The following is a 23,696-nucleotide window of genomic DNA, read 5'->3' as shown; positions in this document are numbered from 1 at the left end:
TTACTCACCCGTCCGCCGCTCGACGTCTGATAGCAAGCTATCTCCGTTTCCGCTCGACTTGCATGTGTTAGGCCTGCCGCCAGCGTTCAATCTGAGCCATGATCAAACTCTTCAATTAAAGTTTTTTTTGGTTCCTAAGAACCGGCTCAATGAATTCTGATTTCGTTTAAAAGACTCGGAAGAATCTTAGAAACGTTTGTACATATTGCTATGAACACTCATCGTTACATTGAGTAAAATTTTTGATTGTCTCGTGAGAGACAATTTCGAATAACTCAACACCTGTGAGTGTCCACACAGATTACTTGATAAATTGTTAAAGAGCGTAGTATCAATTTTTCAGATACTGCCGTTAGACGCTAGGTCGTTGGCTTAGGGATGCGTATTCTACACTTCCCGCTGTTGGCGTCAAGCCCTAATTTTAAGAAGTTTTTCAAGTGTCTTTTTCTTATACAAGAGAATGACAAACGAAACTCTTAAAGGGTTTCTGCCTGAGATATCTTTCGTTAAAAAGTTAACTCAACTTCAACTGCACTCTCTTACGAGATGTAGGCTGTATGCCTGCTGTGCCGTGTCAGTGGTTGCGCATTATAGGGATATCAGAGCAGAGCACAACCCCTTTTTTTCACTTTTACGTTCATGCGTCGAAGTTTTGCGCAGACCCGTTGTTTTTTGATTGTTTTTACTACGTTTCGAGTGTGAATCATCCAGCAATGAATAGCGATATGGACTATTAAGTTCATTTTTTCAGCAATGGGCTAGTGTAATGCTAAATAATTCATTACCATATACCTGCTATTAACAGTTATTTATCAATTCTTCAGAGAACATATATATGCAAAAGCCATTTCTTATCGTTTTGATTGTCGCCATAGTTGGCGCATTCGCGTTCAACCAGTTCGCAGGCCTTAATGCCGCAATCGCTTTTTTCACAGGTGCTATTATTGCAAGTGTTGTATTCGCACTTCAGGGTAAATCATCTCCATCCACCAACAATGTCGAGAGCGTTGAGCAATATACCGGCCCAACAATGACACTGTATGTAGGTAACTTGCCTTATCGTGTACATGAAGGTGAAGTAAAGGAGTTGTTCGGTAAATACGGTCCGGTAAATTCTGTGCGTTTGGTTCGTGACCGCAAGACAGGCCGACGTAAAGGTTTTGGATTTATTGAAATGTCAGAGGCAGGCGCTAAGAAAGCCATGTCTAAATTAAATGAATTCGATTTCCAGGAACGTACACTAAAAGTAAGAGAAGCAAAATCTCAAGATGCAGACAAGAGTGAGAGTCAGGCTAACACTTAAGCTTAATTCTTGATGCTCACTAAACGCATTAGCCAGTTTGGACCTTTTCAATATTAGAAAACCCAATTTTGGCTAATGTGTTTTTAAGCCCATCGCTTATCTCCTCAGACGTATACAGCGCTATCATCTCCTTTGACTCCGAACCACTCACTTCATCTTTAGATTTATTTCGATTGCGGTTCGTTTCGTCCAATTGAAAACATAGGCTCGTTACCCTTGCCGCCACCGCCTTGGCAGAATCCAGTAATAATACATTTCCCCCCAGATAATCTTGTATCTCGACTTTGAGCATAGGGAAGTGAGTGCAGCCTAAAACAAGTGTGTCGAGTCCGCTGCATTTAATAGGGTTTAATATTTTAGCTATATCCGCTTGTAAGATGTCGATGCCGGCAGCTTTTCTCTCCGACAAGATAACCAGTTCAGAAGAACCATATAGTTCAACCTTACAATCACCGCCAAATTGTTCTATCAATTCGTGTGTATAGGGTCGCCTTATCGTTCCCGGAGTTGCCAGTACACCAATATGCTTATTTCGTGATAATGCTGCAGCGGGTTTTATTGCGGGCACCACTCCGACAACCGGAATGTTCAGCACTTCTCTCAGTGCAGGTAAAACTAAGGTGCTCGCCGTATTACAGGCAATCACAACTAAGGACGCATCGATCCTTTTAACGATAGAACTGATAAGAGCCTTACAGCCAGTTATCAATACCTGTTCTTCCAATTCGCCGTATGGCAGGCGGGCATTATCGAAAAGGTAGTAATATTGTTTATCAGGTAGTACTTGCCTAATCTCGTCGAGAATAGATAAGCCACCTATTCCTGAATCAAAAACAAGTATTGGTCCTGACAAATCTCTTCTCCACTTAGTATGCATACATGAATTTTCACACAACAGTCCAAAAATCGGAAGCCAGAAACTGGACATCCTTGCAATCTAGTATAATAATTCCGCCCCAAATCAAACCAAGGGTGATCAATAAATGAATTTAGCAGCAATGGATCCTAATACCTATGATGCGCAACTCGAAGAAAAACGTATCAAGCTGGAACAGATATTCACTGATTTTGATACACCAAAGCTAGAAGTTTTTAGTTCCGAACCTGCTCATTACCGTATGCGTGCCGAATTCCGTATATGGCATGACGGTGAGGACATGTACTACTACATGTTTGATAAAGCACTCGACAGCAAAGTCCGTTGCGATCAGTTTCTCCCAGCGAGTGAATTGATCAATCAGGTGATGCCAGCCCTTATGGAAGAGTTAAGGCCCAATCCAACTCTGAGACATAGGTTATTCCAGATAGATTTCTTATCAACACTTAGTGGCGAAATCTTAGTGTCTTTGTTGTATCACAAGCAACTTGATGCACAGTGGGAGGTTGAAGCTAAAGCCTTAAAAGAGAAGTTAGCAGCCACTTTCAACATCAATATTATTGGTCGAGCTCGTAAACAGAAACTGATCATGGATAAAGACTTTGTCATCGAGTCATTAACGGTCAATAACCAGCAGCTTCAATATCATCAGATTGAAAATAGCTTTACACAACCTAATGGTAAAGTCTCGGTGAAGATGTTGGAGTGGGCTATTGATGTCACTAAGAATAGCCAAGGCGATCTGCTAGAACTCTATTGTGGTAATGGTAATTTTTCAATTGCCCTGGCGCAAAATTTCGATCGCGTATTAGCCACTGAACTCGCAAAACCTTCGGTTGAGTCCGCACAATACAATATCAAGATAAATAAGATCGACAACCTGCAGATCATCCGTATGTCGGCAGAAGATTTTACCGATGCAATGGCAAAGAAGCGTACCTTCAGACGCCTGGAGGGGATCGATTTAGATAGCTATAACTGTAATACCATCTTCGTTGACCCACCTAGAGCAGGTATGGATCCTGATACCGTTAAGCTGGTGCAAGGTTACGATCGTATCGTTTATATCTCATGTAACCCGAAGACTTTAATCGACAATTTAATTGAGCTGAACAAAACACATAAGATCACGAGCTTTGCACTATTTGATCAATTCCCATATACAGATCATATGGAGTCGGGAGTCTTCTTAGAGAGACGCTAACCCATTTACAAAGGCATAAACGTTCCAGACAAAAAAAGGGCCAATGAGCCCTTTTTTACCTCTACAATAATGTCTAATTCATAGAGAAAATTTTAACGTGTTTACGTAGAAAGACCCTATCTATTATCCATTTTTTGTTGCAACACCTCGGAACCTTTAGCCACCATACGTAGCTGTATCACCAACCTGTCGGCGAGTACTTTCCTATCAACCCGCTTCATATCTAACGCTGCAGCCCCCGCGTTAAAGACCAGTGTCACCAGAGCCTCAGCCTGAGCCCTTGCTAATTCCGGGCTTCGTTTCGCTGTCGCTTCGGTGTAATGAGTCAACTCAGAGATAAAATGCTCGATTTCACGAGCCACCGCGGCACGAAATGGAGCCGACGTCCCCGAACGTTCGTGTAACAGAATCCGAAACACGTTAGGGTTTGATTCTAATACTTCCATAAAGGTTTCTACAGAAATTCGGATAACACTTCCGCCAGCTTCGGCTCGCTGTCGCCCTTTACGCATCAGCTGCCTGAGGGTTAAGCCCCCCTCATCGACCATGGTAAGTCCAAGCTCATTCATATCTTTGAAATGACGATAAAACGAGGTAGGTGCGATTTTGGCTTCTCTCGCAACTTCACGCAAACTCAGACTAGAGAAACTACGCTCAGCATTTAATTGATTAAACGCCGCATCGACGAGTGCCCGACGTGTCTTCTCTTTCTGCTGTGCTCTTATACCCATCATGATGGATCCGCTATCTAAGGTGTTATCACGAGATGATACATTTTTTGATAGTAAAACGCAGCCCTTTGATCCCGCTTCTAACTTGACCTAATCAGTTTGAAAGGCTAAATTAGCGTACAGATGTACGCTCAATGTTGAACTGGAAAATAATAATGAATAAACCTCCGTTAATTTGGACCAATGTGTCGCTATTTGCCATCACATTTCTTGGTGCCGCGATCCTTGTCCCTTGGTATGGGATCCTGCAGGGTTATGGCTTAACCGAATGGGTAGCCTTTGTTGGCTTTGCTTTTGCCAGTGGCCTATCTATTACTGCTGGATACCATAGACTCTGGTCTCACAAAACTTATAAAGCCAGTTCACCTGTACGCTTTATCTTCGCCTTAGGTGGCGCATTAGCATTGCAAAATAGTGCCCTTCATTGGTCTTCCGATCATCGTGTTCACCACAAACATGTCGATAACAATGACAAAGATCCCTATTCAGCAAAAATGGGATTTTGGTATAGCCACATAGGTTGGATGCTAAGAGAGTACCAATCACAGCGTTATCACGATTATAAAAATGTCCGTGACTTACAAAATGACAAGATTGTAATGTGGCAGCATAAATACTACTTAGCATTAGCACTTCTGATGAATATTGCTCTGCCCGCATTTCTGGGCTGGCTCAACGGTGACATACTTGGCATGCTCTTGATGGCGGGTTTATTAAGGCTCGTTGTCGTTCATCACTGTACATTCTTCATCAACTCTCTCGCACATGTCTGGGGAAGTCAGCCCTACACAGATAAAAATACCGCCAGAGATAACGGTATCATAGCCCTTCTCACCTATGGTGAGGGGTACCATAACTTTCATCATATCTTTGAAAATGATTATCGAAATGGCATTAGATGGTGGCAATACGATCCAACCAAATGGCTTATCAACGCTTTAAACTGGTGTGGACTGGCTAAAGATCTCCGCGTTACACCGCAAGAGAGAATTGAGAATGCCAAGTTACAGATGCAACTTAAGCGAACTCAGAGTCGAGTTGCGAATCTAACTAACTGCGATGAAGCGTTAGAAAAGCTTCAAGCTGAATATGAGTTGTTAAAGTCGCACCTTACAGATTATTACAAGGCGAAGAAAGAGTTATTGGAAGCAAAGCGAAAGCAATTGGCCAGCAAGCAACTGATGTTGCAGGTTGAGGAGATGAAGCAACGTTTCCTTGCTCAGCAGAAAAACTGGCAAATACTGACGTCCACTTACGCACAGCCAGTTAAATAGTCCATTAACAAGACGCAATACAGTCTGGCCATCGAAGATGGTGGCCGTTTGAACGTTCAGACTCGAAGTTTTCGCACTCATAAAGGTTGAGCTAAGACAGGGGCGATCACTTGTCGACTTGCAGAGCGCAGTTTATTGAAGTGATTTGGCTATAGGACTATGATGTCCGCCTAACAATCTTATCAACGGACTTTTGCGTTCATGTCAGAATCAGAAATAAAGCTTACCGAATACAGTCACGGAGCGGGATGTGGCTGTAAAATCTCTCCAAAAGTCCTAAGTACCATTTTAGCCTCTCAGCTTCCTGTATTCGAAGACCCGAACATACTCGTTGGTAACCAAACCAGAGATGACGCAGCCGTTTATAAACTCAATGATGAGACTGGTATCATAAGCACCACCGACTTCTTTATGCCGATAGTCGATGATCCTTTTACCTTTGGCCGCATCGCGGCGACCAATGCCATCAGCGACATCTACGCCATGGGCGGCACCCCAATGATGGCAATTGCGATCTTAGGCTGGCCAGTCAATAAATTATCACCCGAGGTCGCACAGAAAGTTGTTGATGGTGGCCGTCAAGCCTGCGCCGATGCGGGAATCATGTTGGCGGGAGGACACAGTATCGATTCTCCCGAGCCCATATTTGGACTCGCGGTGTCGGGGCAAATCCCCCTATCTGAGCTAAAACAGAATAATACGGCTCAACCCGGTGACAAGCTCTACATCACCAAACCACTGGGCATTGGCATATTAACGACGGCACAAAAGCAGAAGAAAATAGCGTCAGAAGATACTAATATTGCCGCCGATGCGATGTGCCAACTCAATATTTTAGGTCCTATCATAGCTAAAATATCCGGCGTAAATGCAATGACCGATGTGACAGGTTTCGGACTCGCAGGGCATCTGATTGAGATGTGTCAGGGCGCAGGCTTAAACTCACAAATTCAAGTGTCAGCACTTCCATTACTGCCTAAAGCTGAACAGTACCTTGAAATGGGATGTATCCCTGGCGGCACACATCGAAACTTCGACAGCTATAGTGAACACCTACCGACGCTCAGTGACAAACAGAAAGCTATTATCTGCGATCCTCAAACCAGTGGCGGCTTACTGATCTCCGTCTCCGCCGAAGCCGAAAGCGAACTTGTCGAGCTACTCACCGAGCATGGAGTCCCATCTAACTGTATCGGGAGTCTTAACAGTTCAAGCCAACCGACATTAGTGGAGCTCCTCTAATGAGCCAAAACATAGTTCCCAAGAGTGCCTACAGAGAGATCATGCTCAGTGGCCACCCTATGATGGATGTCAGAGCCCCTATAGAATTTAGTAAGGGGGCGTTTCCATCGAGTTCTAATTTGCCACTCATGCAAGATAGTGAGCGTCAAAAGGTGGGGACTTGTTATAAGAATAAGGGCCAGGATGCGGCGATAGCCCTCGGCCATTCACTGGTCAATGGTCAAATCAAGCAACAGAGAGTCGAGGCATGGCTTGAGTTTATTAGCCTGCATCCCAATGCCTATCTTTATTGCTTTCGTGGCGGGCTAAGATCGCAACTGACACAGCAATGGATAAAAGAGGCCGGAATAGAGATCCCCTATGTTGAGGGTGGCTATAAAGCCATGCGTCAATACCTGATCGAAGTGATAGATGAGGCACCAAAACAGAGTCCCATCCTTATTCTCAGTGGAATAACGGGTAGTGGTAAGACTGACTTTTTACTTCAGCGCTCTGAGTCTATCGATCTAGAAGGACTGGCCCATCATCGTGGTTCAAGCTTTGGACGATATCATGAGCCACAACCAAGCCAGATTAACTTCGAGAATAACCTGGCGGTCTCACTGCTCAAACATCAAGAGAGAGCGGAAAAATGTCTGCTTGTTGAAGACGAAAGCTTCCTGATTGGGCGCTCTGCAATACCAAAGCTGTTCTACACGGGTATGCAAGCCGCCGATATGCTAGTTCTTGAGGAACCTGAGGAAGCCAGGCTAAACAGGTTACTTCACGAATATGTCCATAAGATGCACTCCGGCTATGTAGATCGCTTAGGTGAAGAAGCCGGCTTCGATGCTTTTGCTGAGTACTTAAGCCAAAGCATCACAAGTATTAAGAAGCGACTCGGTGGTCAGCTTCATGATGAATTTCAATCCATCATAGCTAATGCACTCAATATTCAACGTCAGCGTGGCGATACTCAGGCGCATATGGAATGGATATCGCTTCTCCTCACAAAATATTACGATCCTATGTACCAATACCAACTGGATAAGAAACAATCCAGAATCATCTTCAAGGGCTCGCATCAAGCCATGCATGAATGGTTAGATGAGTATTCGTCAAAGGGATAATTCATACGGCTAATTTATGCTAAAACTGAGAGCCTTTACTATTTGTTAAAGGCTCTTTTTTTAACAGGCCTTCAGTCCGAAGCAACGATAAGACTTGTCTCCCCTCTTCGCCCTCTGGCCTCAGACTTCGACGCTTCTGAACTGTTAATACTGATGTAGCGCTTAGGCACAGAGACCTGCCTCCCGCTAAGCTCATCGGCTAAAATTAAATAGTCCGCTTTTGACAGGTAGACTAACTCGTTGCCAGACAGCGCAAGTTCAATTTGATTCAGCATCTCCTCCGGCTCTTTGCAATGATGCTGGCGAGTTTCATCTGTCCCCATGTGTTGGGGCAAGGTAAATTCTACTGCCACCCCACTCCATCTCAGCAGCCCGGACCACAAGTCTTGCCTCAAAGCGCCTTTCCCCATAATGCGAATCGGTCTTATAGAAAGGTGTTGCATCAAGAACAACTCCTTTGGGGTACTGGCAGAACCTATAAGCAAGGCCGCCTCTGTTTTAGGTATCAAGTCTCTACCTATCACAGTAACCGGGTGAATAAGGAGGGAGTGCAGGTAACCGATAAATTTGCTTCCAAGCTCGGGCTGCTTAACATAGAGATAAAGCCCGACGGCTAAATTCGTGATGGCGAGTAACAGAAATAACTCAGCAATGCTCCAGCTCAATATCCCAAGAAGAATCATGGAAACAACGGCCGAAACCACCATAAACAGCGCATTTAAAATGTTATTTGCCGCTATGGCCTGTGCACACTCACCCTCTTTTGTTCTGGCTTGAATAAATGCATACAGGGGAACAATGAAAAGCCCGCCGCTGACTCCCACCATAAAGAGATCAAACATCAATCGATAATGCTTCGACTCATACAGGAAAGAGAGGGCGGTATAAACATACTCTTGCTCCCATGTTCCACCTGGAATGGCCCAATATAGATCGACACCGAACAGGGCTAAACCCAGCAAGCCAAACGGTAAAAGCCCCAATTCAACCTGTTTAAACGAGAGCCGCTCACACGCAAAAGAGCCAACTGCAATTCCGATAGAGAAGAGGGCTAACAACAGAGATACGACAGTCGCTCCGGAGTGCAAATGTATTTTGGCAAAGTTGGGAAACTGCGTCAGGTAGGTCGCCCCAAGAAACCAGAACCAACTGATAGCCAGGATAGCCATCCATATAGAGGGGGTACCTTGCACTTTTCTGATGCTATCGATGCTGCCGGAGAAAGGAGCAAAACGCAGCTTCTTGGGTTCTCGGTTTAACGGTATCGCCGGGATAAGCAGACTCGAAAGATAGCCTGACAATGCAAGAAAACAAACCGACAAGGCAGCGAAAAGCTTAGGGCTTTCACTTGCCACAATAAGACCTGCGGTGATCGTTCCTGTGAGAATGGAGATAAAGGTCCCCATTTCAACCCAAGCGTTACCCGTGACCAACTCCTTCTCTTTAAGCACCTGGGGCAGGAGGGAGTATTTAACAGGTCCAAAATAGGCGGATTGAACTCCGGTCAGGAAGAGCAATAACAACATCAGCAGGTAGCTCTGAGTGAGTATTGCCACGGCAGCACAAAACATGATGATAATTTCTAACAGTTTAAGGCGCCTGATCAACAGAGCTTTATCGATATTATCCGCAATCAATCCCGCGTGGGCTGAGAACAGGAAAAATGGCAATATAAACAAGCCAGCGGCTAAATTGACAAAAAGATTGACCCCGATAGGCAAGCTTTCGACCTGAGAATAAGTGACGAACAGGAGTAACACATTCTTATAGACATTGTCGTTCAGTGCACCAAGACACTGAGTAACAAAGTAAGGGAAAAATCGCCTGCTAAATACCATTTATCCCCTCAACAGACCCCATAGAAAGCTCTACTTAACATAAGTTAGCAACGCCCTTGGTTCATCATCGCCAAAATAGTCCGATTCATAACCCATCTGAACGAAGCCCAGTTTCAGGTACAGCTCCTTAGCACTATTTTCAGGCGCTACAGTCAAGTGTACGTGCGTAACCGATGAGGGGAGCCTGTTCAGAAATTGAGTCAAAAGCTTGCGTCCAATCCCACGCCCCCGCTGCGTTTCACTGACAGCGACAGATAAAATCCAACAAAGATGTGGTTCAGCTCCCGCAGCGGCGAGTAGATACCCCAGTGGAGGCCCATCATCGCAGGCCAATAAGAAACTCTCGGGCCAACAATCTAATGCCTGGCGAAAGAAAAAGTCCGGGTAACAATGGCCGGGGAAACAAGCCTGCTCGAGCACATTTACGCCTTGAAGATCACGCTTATCGGCAAGGCGTATCTGTATAGCGTTACTCATTTAATAAAATTCTGTCCCACTCAAGATGAGGGGAACCAACAACTACAAAGTTTGGATTTTCCAGGCTTTCGCGCTCATTATAACTCAGTGGCTGAAGCTCAAGATCCATTATCTGACCGCCTGCTTCCTCGACGATAATCTGTGCCGCACCGGTATCCCATTCACCCGTAGGGCCAATACGCACATAACAATCGGCTTTGCCTTCGGCAATAAGACAGCTCTTCAAGGCTGCGCCTCCGAGCACAATTAATTCACAATGCTTTGGTTGATTAAAGAGCTTCAATACTGACTGAGGGTCCTGACGGCGACTCACCGCGAGCTTCAATGGCGGTCCATCACTATCGGGAAGTTGACGACTGGTGATCCTCACTTCGGATTTTTCATCTCGCTTGTAGGCACCGAGCCCAGCAATAGCGTAGTAACAAACTTCTGTCATAGGAACATACACCACTCCCATGATGGGACGGTTATGTTCGACCAAGGCGATAATGACCGAAAAATCCCCACTACCGGCAATAAACTCCCCGGTCCCATCGAGAGGATCGACGAGCCAATAACGGCTCCAATGCTCTCTCTGTGAGAAAGGAATTTCGGCATCTTCCTCAGACAAAACCGGAATATCTGGCGTTAATGTCTTAAGCGCCAAAGTAATAATATTATGCGCTGCAATATCAGCAGAAGTGACCGGAGTATTATCCGATTTAATTTCTTTATCAAATGTACCATTCAGATAGATATTTCGAATCTCTGAACCAGCCTTAACTGCAATATCAATAACTTGCTCTATGTAATCTTCTGGCTTCATAACCGCTCCAACAGCCCACAACAAGTAAAACTTTATTAAATTTAAATTTCAAACAATTACAGTTTTAGATATTTCTGAGCTAAAAACAAGGCGCTCACGCTTCTTGATTCAGAAAAATCTTCAAGATCCAAAAGAGACTGCCATCTATCTAGGGGCCAATGGATCAGTTCGATAGGCTCAGGTTCATCCCCCTCGAGTTGACTTTCGAATAACTCCTCTGCAATAAAAATTTGCATCTTACTGGCAAAATATCCGGGAGCTAAGCTGAGCTCCATAAGATGTGTAAGCTTAGCGGCACCATACCCAATCTCCTCCTGCAGCTCTCTGTTAGCCGCTTCATGCGCCTCCTCTCCGGGGTCGATTAGCCCCTTAGGGAAACCGAGTTCATAGGAGTGAGTTCCAGCGGCGTACTCTCTGCCAAGAAGCAGAGTTTCACTGTTGAGCACAGGAACCACCATGACAGCACCACGGTTGTTACCCTTCATCCTTTCATATTGACGCTCGACCTGATTCGAAAACTTCAGGTGTACCTGCTCGATTTTAAACAGGCGGCTTTGGGCAACGATCTCAGCGCCTAAAATTTCCGGTTTCTTGTCCTTCATGAAAGTTCCTGAATAAAATGATATTGGCTTAACCATACAATCTTACTATTATGTTTTTAATCTACAACCAGAATTTGAACAGATCATATGTTTCCATGGAATAAGATAGATACGGTATTACTCGATATGGACGGCACCCTGCTGGATCTTCATTTCGATAATCATTTTTGGTTAAGTCTGGTCCCCAAAGAGCTAAGCCGTCAGAAAGGCCTCGATAGCCAAGCTGCTCAGCAGCTGGTTGAAACCGCATACCAGAAAGTATTCGGTACTTTAGATTGGTATTGCCTGGACTATTGGCAACGAGAATTAAATGTAGATATCAAAGAATTACACAGAACATTAGTCGATAGGATCCAGCTAAGGCAAGACAGCATGCCTTTCTTAACGGCCTTAGGTGTACAAGGTAAGTCTCGCATTTTGGTAACCAATGCTCACCCACACAGCCTGTCACTAAAGCTTGAACATACCGATCTGAGCAAGGGCTTAGATAAGATGATCTCAAGCCATGAGACGGGTTATCCCAAGGAGCACCCAAAGTTTTGGCTTCATCTGTTTCAACGATTCAACTTAGACCCAAGCCGCTGTCTGTTTGTGGATGACAGCGAAGCCATTCTAAACGCCGCGAAAAAGGCTGGTGTTGGTTACCAGCTTGGTATCACCAATCCTGATAGCCAAAAAACGGATAAAGTTTTTAGCGATTTTCCATCGATAGGGGATTATCACCTGCTATTGGATGACCTTTTGGCCGATTAGAAGGCAGGAACTAAAACGCTCCATCCGCTTAGAAGACATTTCCCCCTATCTCAACACTAGTCCTATGGGTCAGATGTGGGAATGCCAACAAATGTACGACTGAATGGACTCAGGAGGTAGAGTAACGCAGGACGCAGTTACCGAGGGAGCATCAATGGCCAGACACAAAGAAGGTTTTATACCATGACCTACAGGGATGTAGGAAATGCCATATTGATGCAGGGATCATCATTGGCCCATGGTAAGTCTTCATAACTCTCTCATACAAGAATTCCAGACACAACGAAGACTTTATACCATCCATGGTAAGTCTTCATAAGTGTTCCAGACACAAAAAAGGCACTGTTTAGTGCCTTCTGAAACTGCCAAAAGAGAGATAACACTCTCTATCCATTTTTTAATTAGAGTCCAGGAATTCGCCCTTGATAACTAATCGGATAATACCCTTGGCTATCCTTCTTACCTAAGAAGCTAAGTGCCTTCTTCAGATCTTCAGGTTGAGATGGTGTCTCTTTGACCTTAGCCGAAACCTGTACCATCTTCTCAGCTTGCAGCAACACAGTGCCGCTTAAGCCGAGCTGGTTCATCGTTTCATCGGAGTTCACTTTGACGTTACCATCGACACAACTTAAGCCCAACTCGATATCACCCAAGGGATAGTCTCCGAACTGATTTTTCACCTTGGCACTGTTAAGGAAGACTTTACCGCTTAACTGCTCACACCAAGGCTGGCCTTGAGCTAACTCTTCAATAAACAAGCTTATATCACCGCCAACTTTAGTGCGAAACGGTAATCTGGTATTGCCGATCAGGAAACTTCCCGGGGCTTCAAATCTTAATCCTTGCGCCTTGATGCCGCTCATAGAGAGTGTCACCAAACCTTTGCCGTTAACTGCGGTACCACGGTTGCCAATCACAAGATCTAACTTAGCTTTGCCGAGAAACAGAGACCAGGGGCTCAGATCCCACTGCACCTGCTCCAGCTGTCTCTTTTGAATCGTAACCGTCTCAATACTTCCCGACCATATCGAACCGGATACTCCACTCAAACTTATCGTATTAGGTAATGGTGCTAGCCTGACGACGACACTTGCCGGTAATAATGCGATCAAAAAAACCAAATAGATCAACACACCAATAATAACTTTCTTTGCTAAATTCACTACACTACCTTAATAAAAACAGTCACTTCCAATACCAAGCACTACATCATATGGTTAATCTGAATATGCTTATGTCTGGTATCATTGTGATAGCTGAATACGACGAACACGGACTAATCCAGGCACATCCGATTCAGCAAGATCAATGCTATCTAACGATAACCCTTTCTCCTGAACCAATTCATTCAAATATCCAAGCAATGCATCGAACGGGACATCGTCCATCCATAGCTGGATCTTGTTACCCTGAGGCTGCATTCGCGTTATCTCTAATCCAAAGGCACCCGCACTCTGGTTAACGGCGGCACTTAAACTACCATTAAACTTAGATTGAGTACCGCTTTGCTTCAAACCCGCGATTTTATTTGCGGTTTGCTTAACAAAATTCAATGTACTCTCTTGTGCCTGCAATCGACGCTCTGCATCAATTTCTGCATTGGATATAGGAGTCCAGATCCCCCAATAAAATATACCGACAACCAGTACGACAGCACAAGTTCCGACCAACTGCTGCTCTCGCAAGATAAGGCCGTTCCACCACGCTTTAAGGTTCTCCATCTTACTTACTCCTCAGCGTTAGCGTACTGGTTACGGCGTCTTCGCCACTGTTCATAGCCCCCGAATCGAGCTGATAGGAGCGCGACACTATCGTCTTAAACTGTTCAATTTGTGCATAACTCTTAGCGGTAACCTGCATTCTGAGCTCGTTACGTGCGCTGTCGAAGCGTAAGGTTGTCGGTTTCAAATCTGTAACTTGGGTAAAGGCCTCTTCTAATCCCTCAAGCATAGAGAAAAATTCACTCCCGCCGCCCTGGCCTTGCATGCTACGTAGCTCTCTATCCATCTGAGATCTGAGGTTTACGATGCGTGAACTTCCCGGAACTACTCGCTTATAGATTGCTTCACTTTCAATCTGCAAACGTGCCTGCTCAGCATCGAGTTGATAGATGTTGAGGCCTTTATTGACTAAAGCCAACAGGAGAGCAACCACGGCGACGATCGCTACATTGCGCCATAACGTGAGATTTTTTCCATACTCTCGCTTAGGCGTATAAGCACCGGACAACAGGTTCAGAGGTGCGGTTAACACCCCCTTCGCTAACACTAACATGGGTAACTCAAGCGCCTGCTCCTGAATATCTGCGCCAGCCATTGATAACTCACTATAAGCGGCAACCGTCACAGGCGTTTCAGAGTCAAGGGGCAGCAGTTTAGGCAGCACGCTGCTCATCCAGTCTTCACTCAGACTAACACCCGCACCTTCACCGGTTCTCAACAGATACTCACGGTTGAATTTCATTGCTGCCCACTGACACTGTTCCAGCGGTAGAGCTAAGCAGTCGGGAACGATGCGTTTGGCCTTTAAACCTGCTTCACTGAGCCAATTAAGCCAATTTTCCATCTGTTCATGGGCAACCACGGCGACACTCAAAGACTCACCACTGCGTGGACCCGGCACAAAATGAAGTTGTTCAACATTCTCGGCCAAGCTCTCTTCGAGCATAAAAGGGAGCGCCTGTATTGCCTGGCGTTGTCCTTTTTCGGGGAGATCGACCTGAGTCAGGGTTATCGAAGAAGAGGGGACTAATACATCCACAGGGCGATTACCGGCGCGCTCAGTCAGACTCGACAGAGCGTCTGCATCCTTTACCTCACCAGAGGCGATGATCTCTTGTTCCTGCTCAGACCAAACCAGCCAAGAGCAGGGCTGCTCTTGGGTTGTTCCTAAGCGGATAAATAGTCTCTCACTCACATTCACTCTCCACAAACCTTATCAACTCACCCGATGGGGTTATCTCATTTTATTCTTTTACCACCCGACGTCGGGTAATATTAATTTTATTTCTGACCGCCATACTGTCGAGTCAAAATATCCATTTTATTATCGCTGCCCACTTTCAACACACTCTCTAAGCGAAACGTAGCGTTATCGACCTTAGCACCCGCCTCTAATAAGAAGTAATGACTGTCGACGACAAATGTAGTCTTTAAATCTGCTTGAGGCTGCATACTGGTTAGCGATGAGCTTCCCCAGAAATCCTCTATATTTTCAAAGCCATCGCCGGGTCGCTGATTGATGATGCTCTCAGCCTCGCCTACGGAAATTTTATTATCAAACATGCCGGCCATCAGGGCTGCCTGTTCGACCTTCAGCGTATTCACATTGAGCAGCTGGCGGTCATCACCAGGAATGACACAGATATAGGGCAACAGTTTTAGGTAGATATCTTGCGTATAACCAAGCACAGCCCTTAATTCACTGCGATGACTCATCAGAGTATTCGCCGCCCTATAGGGAACGTTCCTCGATTCATAATCGGCATCTTCGGCGCCAAATGGACTCGCCGTACTGTCCTCATCGATATAATCTTTTAAAGTATGAGTCAACCGCTCCGCCGAAAACTCATCCATTCCCAGTGCGACCAACAGCCCTTTGTACTGCACCGCCGGCAGGGGAAGTTTAGGTTGCCCATTCTCAATCACTTTACTCTCGATAGACAAGGCATTGAGGTTAAAACAGGAACGCATATCACTGATCGTTCCACCAATCTCACCGTGCTCGGCGGGAAAAACCACATCGGCCTGAGCCCAATACTGCTGCAGGTGAACCGTATCGTCTGCGTCATCGAGATCTTGCTTCAATACTTTCTTGGTTAACTCTTCGGCCGAAATCGCGTACCAAAATGCCTGATCATATTGAGTTAAATTCAATGTGCGCCGGACCGAAAGCTGATTACGACTATTAATATTGGTCGCAATAATTGCCACCATAGCCACAATCAAAAGAACAACGATGAGCGCAACGCCACGCTGCTTACCCGGAAGCTTCTTAACCACTAGCCTTCACCCTCGCCACCACTGGTATTAGAACCATTTCCGCCGCCACTGCCTGAATTGCTGCTGCCACTATTATTGCCAGAGTTATTGCCAGAGTTATTGCCTGAGTTATTGCCACCGTTATTGTTGCCACCATTGTTATTACTTCCCGAACCGACGGGAGCACCTGTTGACAGCAAAAATTTACGCTGGATTTTACCATAACCTTCTAATTCGATTTCCATCGCAATCGCCTTCGGCAGCTTAGTCGCATCGACTTTTCTCTCCCACTTATCTTCCATAAAGAAGGAGTATTCCACTGAGATCACATCTTTGATGACGATTGTTTTGATCGGCTCACTGCCGAACTCTGGCTCTGGATAGGGATAATACCAGCGCTCAAGGTTATTATCCTGCACCACATAGGCCACAGATTGAATGCTGCCTCTGGGCAATAAGCCATCGGGGTTTAGCCAGCCCAGGCGAAAGAAAACCAGCGCCTCAGATTCTGAATCTAAAATATCAGAGCCGGTTTGGAATACGGTTGTGCCGCGCCCACCCTCGAGCAAGCGAGGCGTGCGTGCCACCATCTGCCCTAAATCACGTTCGAGCGCCCCGAAGCCCTGTTGCATTGACTTCAGTTTGCCGGAAAATTCTTTGGTCGCTGTATCATTTTGGATCACCGTATGCAGCACAGTGTTAGCCGCGAGTCCCAACATGGCAAAAATGGCGATGGCGACTAACATCTCAAGCAAGGTAAAACCTGCGATAACTTTAGTCTTGATTGAGTACATAACTACTTACCTGGGCAAGAATACGTTGATATCGCTCATCATCGCTGACGCTGATGCGGATCATTCTGAATTTGTCATCCGTGGTTTTTATCACCTCTTTACGCCAATACCAATCTCGGCCAGCCAGTTCAGTTTCCCCCTCTTTCTTACCTATATCAGGAAACTTCGGCTCCAATCTCGCCTCGACCATCTCATTGTCGGCGACCCATTGCGCATAGGTCTTCTCCTCTAAGATAGGCATATTGGCAATTTGATCTCCCAGGCTCTTAGTGATCGACACTGCAGCAATAGCAAATACGGCTAAAGCGACGATAACTTCGAGTAAGGTCATCCCCTTAACACTATGATTCACAAATACACCCAAGCGTTTTAGTCATCAGCATCTGAAAGTTCAAATAGGATACCGCCATTGAAAAACAGGGCTTTTTGACGAATATATTAGTCATCGAATCCATCGTCTCTCCCCAAAGTTAATCGACCAAGGGAATCACCCACGACTAGGGCCTCGATATCTCTGCCGGATTCATCTTTGCTCGAGAAAATGAGCTCGAAGGTACTCATCTCCCCGCTGGGGAAAAGCAACACCTGAGGCTCAGGAAACTTCTTCTTATCCTCTTCTGACTTTTCAATCAGCGGCTCTTCGAACCAGGTGTCTTCCTCTTCATCGTCTTGAACCAAAGGTAAACCATCCAGAATAAGCTCCAGCTTAACGCCATATTCCATCTGCCTTTCGGATAAGATCCTATCTTGAGTCAGGGGCTTCCATTTACCTTCGTCGTAAAAGACGTATTTATAGCTTTCATCATCAATCACTATGCCGATGAAGTGTCCACTGAGTACGGTCTCATCAAGCACCATTTCAGTCGCAGTCATAAACTGCAAAGCCGACCTCTCCAACTCTCTTTGCTTATCGGCACCACTCATACTCATGGTCACAGCAGAAGCGGCCAGCCCCATTAAAAGGACGACCAGCAAGACTTCCATTAAGGTAAAACCTTTTTGCAACTTCATCAGCTTTCTTTAATCAACGAATATCATGTTTACTGGTAATCTTGCAGATTCCAGTTACCTATATCATCTTCGGTACCTGGCTGACCATCTGGGCCGGCACTGAATACATCCAGCTTGCCATTCTCACCCGGGCTAAGTAGCAGGTAGTTATTTCTCCATGGATCCTGTGGTAAACGCTTCACATAACCATCGGCACGGTAATTACGTGGCTCCGGAGAGATAGTCGGCTTCTGAACTAATGCCTCTAACCCTTGCTCTGTTGTTGGGTAGATGCTGTTATCCAGCTTATACATATCCAAAGAATTTTCTAACGCAACGATATCCGAAACGGCTTTCTGCAGATCGGCCTTATCTTTATTACCCATCAAGTTAGGCACAACCATAGAGGCTAAAATACCTAAGATCACGATAACAACCATGACCTCTAACAGTGTGAAACCTTTTTGTTTATTACGAGTTTGCATTAAAAACTTCCTTTAACTGAATGACTTAAATGTTTCTCGAATGGCAATGCCAACATCGAAATTCTTACATTAACCACTGATCATATTATTCAACTCTAAGATCGGTTGCAGAATAGCCAACACGATAAACAGCACCACAGCAGCCATACTCACCACGAGCAAAGGTTCAAATACACCCAGCGCAATATTCACATTGGACTCGAACTCTCGATCTTGGTTATCGGCGGCTCGCTCAAGCATCTGCTCAAGTTGACCACTCTTTTCACCCGATGCGATCATATAGAGCATCATAGGAGGAAAAAGTTTCGTATTAGTCAGTGCTGCACCTAAACTGGTACCTTCCCGAACTCTGGCGGTAGCATCTTCAACCGCAGCTCGCACTTTAACATTGATAAGCACTTCACTGGCAATACGCATTGCATCCAATAAAGGTACGGCGCTCGCGGTTAAAATACTTAAGGTTCGTGCAAATCTGGCAGTATTGAGCCCTTTGCTGACACGACCAATGACCGGAAACACAAGTAGTAAACTGTCATACTTCATTCGATATACGGCTTTTGTTAATAGCCGCCTAAACAGCACAAAGCCTATGACGATGACACCTAAAACCAGCAAGCCATAATCTCTGATAAAATCAGATGAAGCGATCAGCAATAATGTTGTCCAGGGCAACTCCTGTCCCATATGTTCAAACTGACCCACCACCTCAGGTACAACTGCGGCTAGTAATATCGCGATAACACTGATTGCCACGACAGTAAGCACCACAGGGTAGATCATCGCCTGGGTCATCTTACTCTTCAACTGATGTCTTCTCTCGGTGTAATCGGCAAGACGGTTAAGCACGACTTCGAGGTGACCGGACTTTTCACCCGATGCCACCATGGCGCGATAGAGATCGTCGAAAATATGGGGAAACTCTGCCATGGAATCAGCCAGGCTATAACCTTCGACGACACGGGATCTGACCGCCATAATCATGCTGGCTAAACGATCTTTCTCGCACTGCTGTCCTACCGCCTTTAATGCCTCTTCGACGGGTAAACCCGCCGCAACCAAGGTTGCGACCTGACGGGTGATTAACGCGAGTTCTGCAACTGAGATCCCTCGTTGAAAGAAACTTTTACCGGTCGATTTCGCCTTAGATTCTTTTTCAACAACCGGGGTGATCTCGAGCGGCATCAGACGTTGTTCGCGAAGCTGGCCTCGGGCATGACGCGCCGTATCGGCTTCCATCACTCCTTTTTGTTGCTTACCTTTTGCGTCTAACGCCTTGTATTCAAACGCTGGCATGGCTTACCTCAACACAAATACAACTCAAGGCTAACTTTCTAATACGCAATTCTTTTTGCCCTAAAACCAAGTATTCAAATGCTGGCATGGCTTACCTCAACACTAATACAACTCAAGGCTAACTTTCTGATACGCAATTCATTTTGCCCTAAAACCAAGTATTCAAATGCTGGCATCGATTATTCCTCGCGGGTTACACGCAACACTTCTTCTAGGGTTGTGATCCCTGCAAGTACCTTACTCATACCATCATGACGAATACTCGGCGTCGATTTACGGATATGTTTCTCAATTGCCAGCTCACCACGACCGGTATGAATGAGTTCTCGAACATCGTCATCGACCACGAGCAGTTCATGAATACCGGTACGTCCACGATAACCATTATTACCACATGCCTTACATCCCTGAGCGCGATAGATCACTCGGGTATCCTCGGTTGTCATGCCTAATAACGAACGCTCACTCAGGTCCGGAACATGTTCAGACTTACACTCGGAACATAAGGTTCGGATCAGTCGTTGAGCTAACACGCCCAATAAACTTGAAGAGACGAGGAAAGGTTCGACACCCATATCCTGTAATCGGGTAATCGAACCAGAGGCTGTGTTAGTATGCAAGGTCGACAGCACCATATGCCCCGTCAATGAAGCCTGAACCGCAATTTGAGCCGTCTCTAAGTCACGGATCTCACCAATCATCACCACATCGGGATCTTGACGTAGAATCGCACGCAGACCTCTGGCAAAGGTCATATCGACCTTAGTGTTTACCTGAGTCTGGCCTATGCCTTCAAGCTCATACTCGATAGGGTCTTCGACGGTAAGAATATTGGTATCTTTGGTATTAAGCTCGGTCAATCCGGCATAGAGGGTCGTACTCTTACCCGAGCCCGTAGGTCCGGTGACCAGAATAATACCGTGAGGCTTACGGATCAGTTCATCGAACTGAATGCGTACCGTTTCGGTCATTCCCAGTTGGATAAGATCTAAGTTACCCGCGTTTTTATCGAGCAAACGCAATACCACACGCTCGCCATGGCTCGATGGCATGGTCGACACACGAACATCGACGGCGCGGCCGGCGATACGTAGCGAAATACGACCATCTTGAGGCACACGTTTCTCGGCGATATCCAGACGTGCCATCACCTTAATACGTGAAACCAGAAGTGACGAGAGTTTACGATTTGGCTTGAGTACCTCTTTGAGCACCCCATCGACACGAAAACGCACGATCAATTGCTTCTCGTAAGTCTCGATATGAATATCAGACGCTTCTTCCTTAATCGCTTCCGACAACAAGGCATTGATCAATTTAATGATCGGCGCATCATCATCGCCTTCAAGCAGATCTTCGGTCTGCGGCAGCTCTTCGGCTAAGGTAAACAGATCCATCTCATTGCCGATATCTTCCATCAGCTGCTGAGCCTCTGAAGAGTTCGCCTGATAAGCCTGTGTTAGCCTTGCCTCAAACGCGTCCGATGCAAGCTGAGCCAGAGGTAACTCCTTACCAGTATAGCGACGAGCCTCGAGTAGAGCCTCAACCGGCGTAGAAGCAGTGTAAAACAAGGTAAGCCCTTGATCATCTAAGGTATCCAATACCACATCGAAGCGATGCGCAAAGGCAAAAGGTAACCGCTCCTTACTCGTGGAGTGAAACACCTCATCTGTTTCACCTTCGACTGCCAGCCCAAGCTCATCGGTCACTTGTGCCAGCTCATCATTGTGAGAGGCTTGAATCTCACTCATCATCTTTATCTTCGGTGGTGTCTGAAGCGCTGTCTTCACTTGAGCTTTCTGCGCTCTCTTGCTTATCTTTTTCATTGCTCTCAGAGATAGTCTTTAAGGCCGGATCGGTTTCACGCATCTTAGTCGCTAAACCTTTGCCCTCTTTATATCGTTCAAGGATCTCGTTGACTTCAGGAGGAAGATAATCAGATTGATTCCACTCCTCGAGTATAGGCACTTCGCTGTTTGGCATTAAGTTAATACCACGCTCCTGCTGCTCAAGCTGCAGTGCTCGGAAGTAGTTGTACTTACGTCCTGCGATGCCTTCCATGGTAATACCGTCTCGAATAATCGTTGGCTTGATAAATACCATCAGATTTTTCTTCTTCTTGCCACTCGAAGATGACTTGAACAGATGACCGATAATAGGAAGATCACCGAGGAAAGGCACCTTCTGCACACTCTCCTGCACCTCTTCGCTAATCAGTCCCCCCAAGACAACTATCTGACCGGAATCGGCCATAACTGTGGTGGTCAGACGACGGGTAGCAAAGGTCACATCGACCCCAGTTTTACCGTTAATGCCCGACACTTCCTGCTCGATGGTTAACTTAACCGATGAGCCTTCGTTGATCTGAGGAATCACTTTAAGCTTGACGCCCACCTCTTTACGTTCGACCGTCTGAAATGGGTTGCTATTGCTCGAACTCGAGGTCGAGCCTGTCAAAATGGGGACTTCATCACCGACTATAAACGACGCTTCCTGGTTATCCAGCGTGGTGATAGAGGGGGTCGCGAGTACATTCGATTTAGTATCACTGGAAACGGCCTGAATAAGCGCACCGAAGTCGCCCATGGCAACACCCCATGCCATACCGTTGACCTTGCCTAAGGCTTGAGCCAACAAGGTGATATCACCTTGAACATCGGGGTTATCGGTACAGGTCTGGTTATCACCCGAGCCGGTACAAGTTTGAGAAGCTTTAGTATCCTGGGCCTGCCAAACACCGGCACCAATCTCACCAATTGTAGGCCCTAAGTTATTAAACTGAGTTCCACCACCGGCAGCCGTGGCCCACTGAACGCCGAAGCCGACGTCATCACCCTCGGCGACTTCCACGATAATCGCTTCTACTAAAACTTGAGCACGACGAATATCGAGCTGATTGATGACACTTTCGATGGTACGCATCTGATCCGGCTCGGCGCTGATGACCAAGGCATTGGTATCGGCATGGGCCATAATGTTGATTTCGTTGCGACGTTTACTGCCGCCTTGCTGTGCTCCACCGTCTTTATCATCGACAAGTTTCTGGGCAAATCCGGTCAATACCTCGACCAGATCTTCCGCATTGGCATAACGTAAATAACGAACCTTAGTGTTACCTATGCTGGCTTGCTCTGCATCCAGCTTCTTAATCAGTGATACCACACGTTGACGACTCTTCTCATCGCCACTGACGATAACGGCGTTCATGCGTTCATCGGCCACCACTTTAGGTGCCTGACCCGGCAGCTTCGACTTATTAGCAGTCGAGCGATAGAGGGTCTCGATAATACGTACTATCTCACCCGCCGATGCAAACTCGAGGGAGACCACCTGAACCTCTGTATCGCCCTGCTTATCGACGCGGCGAACGATCTCAACTAATTTGTTGACCACGGCAGCACGGCCGGAGATCATCAATACATTCGATGGGTCATAGTTAACGACATTACCGCCACCCGCATTGTCATTGAGCTGACGCAGCAGCGGAGCCAGCTGTTTGGCTTCCGTGTTATAGAGGGCAACGATACGTGTCACCATCTCATCGCCTAAACCAGGTCTATCATCATCCGCAACCCTGATAGACGCCGTCTTAGCATCCTTATCTTTGATCACCTTGATGATGTTGTTGTCCATCTCTACGACCGCATAGCCATAAACCTGGAGCACATTGAGGAAGAATTGATAATACTGCTCATCGTCCAGCAGATCGTAGCTTCGCACATTGATCTTGCCACGAACCGTTGGGTCGACAATGATGGTTTTATTCAGGTTTTTACCAACTATGTTGATAAACTCTTGAATATCTGTCCCTTTAAAATTTGCCGCATACTGCTCAGCCCAAGCGAGTTGAGGAGCTAAAAGTGAGGCTCCCATCACCATGCCAGCAATAAGCTTGTGGCGAATTTTCTTATTATTCATTTGTTTACTTCCCCTAAAACC

23 protein-coding genes and 1 rRNA gene are annotated in these 23,696 nt (G+C 46.0%); 6 read left to right on the top strand and 18 right to left on the bottom strand.

Annotated elements, in window-relative coordinates; translation table 11 throughout:
* Window positions 1-118: ribosomal RNA gene (locus EKG38_RS19625) — 16S ribosomal RNA — on the bottom strand; the annotation flags it as partial.
* A 717-nt stretch (window positions 119-835) separates the two neighbouring features.
* Between EKG38_RS19625 and EKG38_RS19620 the strand changes: the two genes are divergently transcribed.
* Window positions 836-1,303, top strand: coding sequence for an RNA recognition motif domain-containing protein (locus EKG38_RS19620; protein ID WP_126522217.1), 468 nt, complete (start codon window positions 836-838; stop codon window positions 1,301-1,303).
* Window positions 1,304-1,331: 28 nt separating this feature from the next.
* Here EKG38_RS19620 and murI read toward each other — a convergent pair whose 3' ends face one another.
* Window positions 1,332-2,156 carry a glutamate racemase gene (gene murI / locus EKG38_RS19615; RefSeq protein ID WP_126522216.1) on the bottom strand — a complete coding sequence of 275 codons (825 nt, stop codon included), beginning with the start codon at window positions 2,154-2,156 and terminating at the stop codon, window positions 1,332-1,334.
* Between the two features lie 130 nt (window positions 2,157-2,286).
* On the opposite strand from murI, the gene trmA reads away from it, so the two are divergent.
* The gene (gene trmA, locus EKG38_RS19610) at window positions 2,287-3,384 is read left to right on the top strand and encodes a tRNA (uridine(54)-C5)-methyltransferase TrmA (RefSeq protein WP_126522214.1); all 1,098 of its coding nucleotides are present in this window, start codon (window positions 2,287-2,289) and stop codon (window positions 3,382-3,384) included.
* A 116-nt stretch (window positions 3,385-3,500) separates the two neighbouring features.
* On the opposite strand, the gene fabR is transcribed toward trmA, so the two are convergent.
* Window positions 3,501-4,115: an HTH-type transcriptional repressor FabR gene (fabR, locus tag EKG38_RS19605; RefSeq protein WP_126522241.1), complete on the bottom strand. Its 615-nt coding sequence runs from the start codon at window positions 4,113-4,115 to the stop codon at window positions 3,501-3,503.
* 155 nt (window positions 4,116-4,270) lie between these two features.
* Here fabR and EKG38_RS19600 point away from each other — a divergent pair, with 155 nt between their 5' ends.
* From EKG38_RS19600 to mnmH, 3 genes are all read left to right on the top strand, one after another.
* Window positions 4,271-5,389 carry an acyl-CoA desaturase gene (locus EKG38_RS19600; RefSeq protein WP_126522212.1) on the top strand — a complete coding sequence of 373 codons (1,119 nt, stop codon included), beginning with the start codon at window positions 4,271-4,273 and terminating at the stop codon, window positions 5,387-5,389.
* Window positions 5,390-5,590: 201 nt separating this feature from the next.
* Window positions 5,591-6,631 (top strand): selenide, water dikinase SelD, encoded by a 1,041-nt coding sequence (gene selD, locus EKG38_RS19595; protein ID WP_126522210.1) that lies wholly within the window; start codon window positions 5,591-5,593, stop codon window positions 6,629-6,631.
* Window positions 6,631-7,740, top strand: coding sequence for a tRNA 2-selenouridine(34) synthase MnmH (mnmH, locus tag EKG38_RS19590; RefSeq protein ID WP_126522208.1), 1,110 nt, complete (start codon window positions 6,631-6,633; stop codon window positions 7,738-7,740). The genes selD and mnmH overlap by 1 nt, the downstream gene beginning before the upstream one ends.
* 71 nt (window positions 7,741-7,811) lie before the next feature.
* On the opposite strand, the gene EKG38_RS19585 is transcribed toward mnmH, so the two are convergent.
* From EKG38_RS19585 to nudE, 4 genes are read right to left on the bottom strand one after another with little or no spacing between them, the layout of a single operon-like run.
* Window positions 7,812-9,578: an MFS transporter gene (locus tag EKG38_RS19585; protein ID WP_126522206.1), complete on the bottom strand. Its 1,767-nt coding sequence runs from the start codon at window positions 9,576-9,578 to the stop codon at window positions 7,812-7,814.
* Window positions 9,579-9,608: 30 nt separating this feature from the next.
* Window positions 9,609-10,055 (bottom strand): GNAT family N-acetyltransferase, encoded by a 447-nt coding sequence (locus EKG38_RS19580; protein ID WP_126522204.1) that lies wholly within the window; start codon window positions 10,053-10,055, stop codon window positions 9,609-9,611.
* Window positions 10,048-10,860 (bottom strand): 3'(2'),5'-bisphosphate nucleotidase CysQ, encoded by an 813-nt coding sequence (gene cysQ / locus EKG38_RS19575; RefSeq protein ID WP_126522202.1) that lies wholly within the window; start codon window positions 10,858-10,860, stop codon window positions 10,048-10,050. The genes EKG38_RS19580 and cysQ overlap by 8 nt, the downstream gene beginning before the upstream one ends.
* A 56-nt stretch (window positions 10,861-10,916) precedes the next feature.
* Window positions 10,917-11,462 carry an ADP compounds hydrolase NudE gene (gene nudE / locus EKG38_RS19570; protein ID WP_012144675.1) on the bottom strand — a complete coding sequence of 182 codons (546 nt, stop codon included), beginning with the start codon at window positions 11,460-11,462 and terminating at the stop codon, window positions 10,917-10,919.
* An 87-nt stretch (window positions 11,463-11,549) separates the two neighbouring features.
* Here nudE and yrfG point away from each other — a divergent pair, with 87 nt between their 5' ends.
* The gene (yrfG, locus tag EKG38_RS19565) at window positions 11,550-12,215 is read left to right on the top strand and encodes a GMP/IMP nucleotidase (protein WP_126522200.1); all 666 of its coding nucleotides are present in this window, start codon (window positions 11,550-11,552) and stop codon (window positions 12,213-12,215) included.
* A gap of 401 nt (window positions 12,216-12,616) precedes the next feature.
* Here the strand turns inward: yrfG and EKG38_RS19560 are convergent, their stop codons facing one another.
* The 11 genes from EKG38_RS19560 to gspD form a co-directional block, all read right to left on the bottom strand.
* The gene (locus EKG38_RS19560; RefSeq protein WP_126522198.1) at window positions 12,617-13,378 is read right to left on the bottom strand and encodes a type II secretion system protein N; all 762 of its coding nucleotides are present in this window, start codon (window positions 13,376-13,378) and stop codon (window positions 12,617-12,619) included.
* Between the two features lie 81 nt (window positions 13,379-13,459).
* Window positions 13,460-13,936 carry a type II secretion system protein M gene (locus EKG38_RS19555; RefSeq protein ID WP_126522196.1) on the bottom strand — a complete coding sequence of 159 codons (477 nt, stop codon included), beginning with the start codon at window positions 13,934-13,936 and terminating at the stop codon, window positions 13,460-13,462.
* Window position 13,937: 1 nt separating this feature from the next.
* Window positions 13,938-15,131 carry a type II secretion system protein GspL gene (gene gspL / locus EKG38_RS19550; protein WP_126522194.1) on the bottom strand — a complete coding sequence of 398 codons (1,194 nt, stop codon included), beginning with the start codon at window positions 15,129-15,131 and terminating at the stop codon, window positions 13,938-13,940.
* 86 nt (window positions 15,132-15,217) lie between these two features.
* The gene (gene gspK / locus EKG38_RS19545) at window positions 15,218-16,150 is read right to left on the bottom strand and encodes a type II secretion system minor pseudopilin GspK (protein WP_439332671.1); all 933 of its coding nucleotides are present in this window, start codon (window positions 16,148-16,150) and stop codon (window positions 15,218-15,220) included.
* Between the two features lie 65 nt (window positions 16,151-16,215).
* A complete protein-coding gene (gene gspJ / locus EKG38_RS19540; protein ID WP_126522190.1) occupies window positions 16,216-16,989 on the bottom strand; it encodes a type II secretion system minor pseudopilin GspJ in 774 nt (257 codons plus the stop codon).
* A complete protein-coding gene (gene gspI, locus EKG38_RS19535; protein WP_281277011.1) occupies window positions 16,970-17,341 on the bottom strand; it encodes a type II secretion system minor pseudopilin GspI in 372 nt (123 codons plus the stop codon). The genes gspJ and gspI overlap by 20 nt, the downstream gene beginning before the upstream one ends.
* An 86-nt stretch (window positions 17,342-17,427) precedes the next feature.
* On the bottom strand, window positions 17,428-18,000 hold the full coding sequence (gspH, locus tag EKG38_RS19530; protein WP_185826908.1) for a type II secretion system minor pseudopilin GspH: 573 nt from the start codon (window positions 17,998-18,000) through the stop codon (window positions 17,428-17,430).
* A 29-nt stretch (window positions 18,001-18,029) separates the two neighbouring features.
* Complete coding sequence (gene gspG / locus EKG38_RS19525; protein WP_126522187.1) at window positions 18,030-18,464, bottom strand: type II secretion system major pseudopilin GspG; 435 nt, start codon at window positions 18,462-18,464, stop codon at window positions 18,030-18,032.
* 69 nt (window positions 18,465-18,533) lie between these two features.
* Window positions 18,534-19,757, bottom strand: coding sequence for a type II secretion system inner membrane protein GspF (gene gspF / locus EKG38_RS19520; RefSeq protein ID WP_126522184.1), 1,224 nt, complete (start codon window positions 19,755-19,757; stop codon window positions 18,534-18,536).
* 179 nt (window positions 19,758-19,936) lie between these two features.
* On the bottom strand, window positions 19,937-21,508 hold the full coding sequence (gene gspE, locus EKG38_RS19515; RefSeq protein ID WP_126522237.1) for a type II secretion system ATPase GspE: 1,572 nt from the start codon (window positions 21,506-21,508) through the stop codon (window positions 19,937-19,939).
* The gene (gene gspD, locus EKG38_RS19510; RefSeq protein ID WP_126522182.1) at window positions 21,501-23,675 is read right to left on the bottom strand and encodes a type II secretion system secretin GspD; all 2,175 of its coding nucleotides are present in this window, start codon (window positions 23,673-23,675) and stop codon (window positions 21,501-21,503) included. The genes gspE and gspD overlap by 8 nt, the downstream gene beginning before the upstream one ends.
* Window positions 23,676-23,696 lie beyond the last annotated feature (21 nt).

This window comes from Shewanella canadensis (assembly GCF_003966225.1).
GTDB lineage: Bacteria > Pseudomonadota > Gammaproteobacteria > Enterobacterales > Shewanellaceae > Shewanella > Shewanella canadensis.
This window is presented reverse-complemented; position numbering and strand designations above follow the sequence as displayed.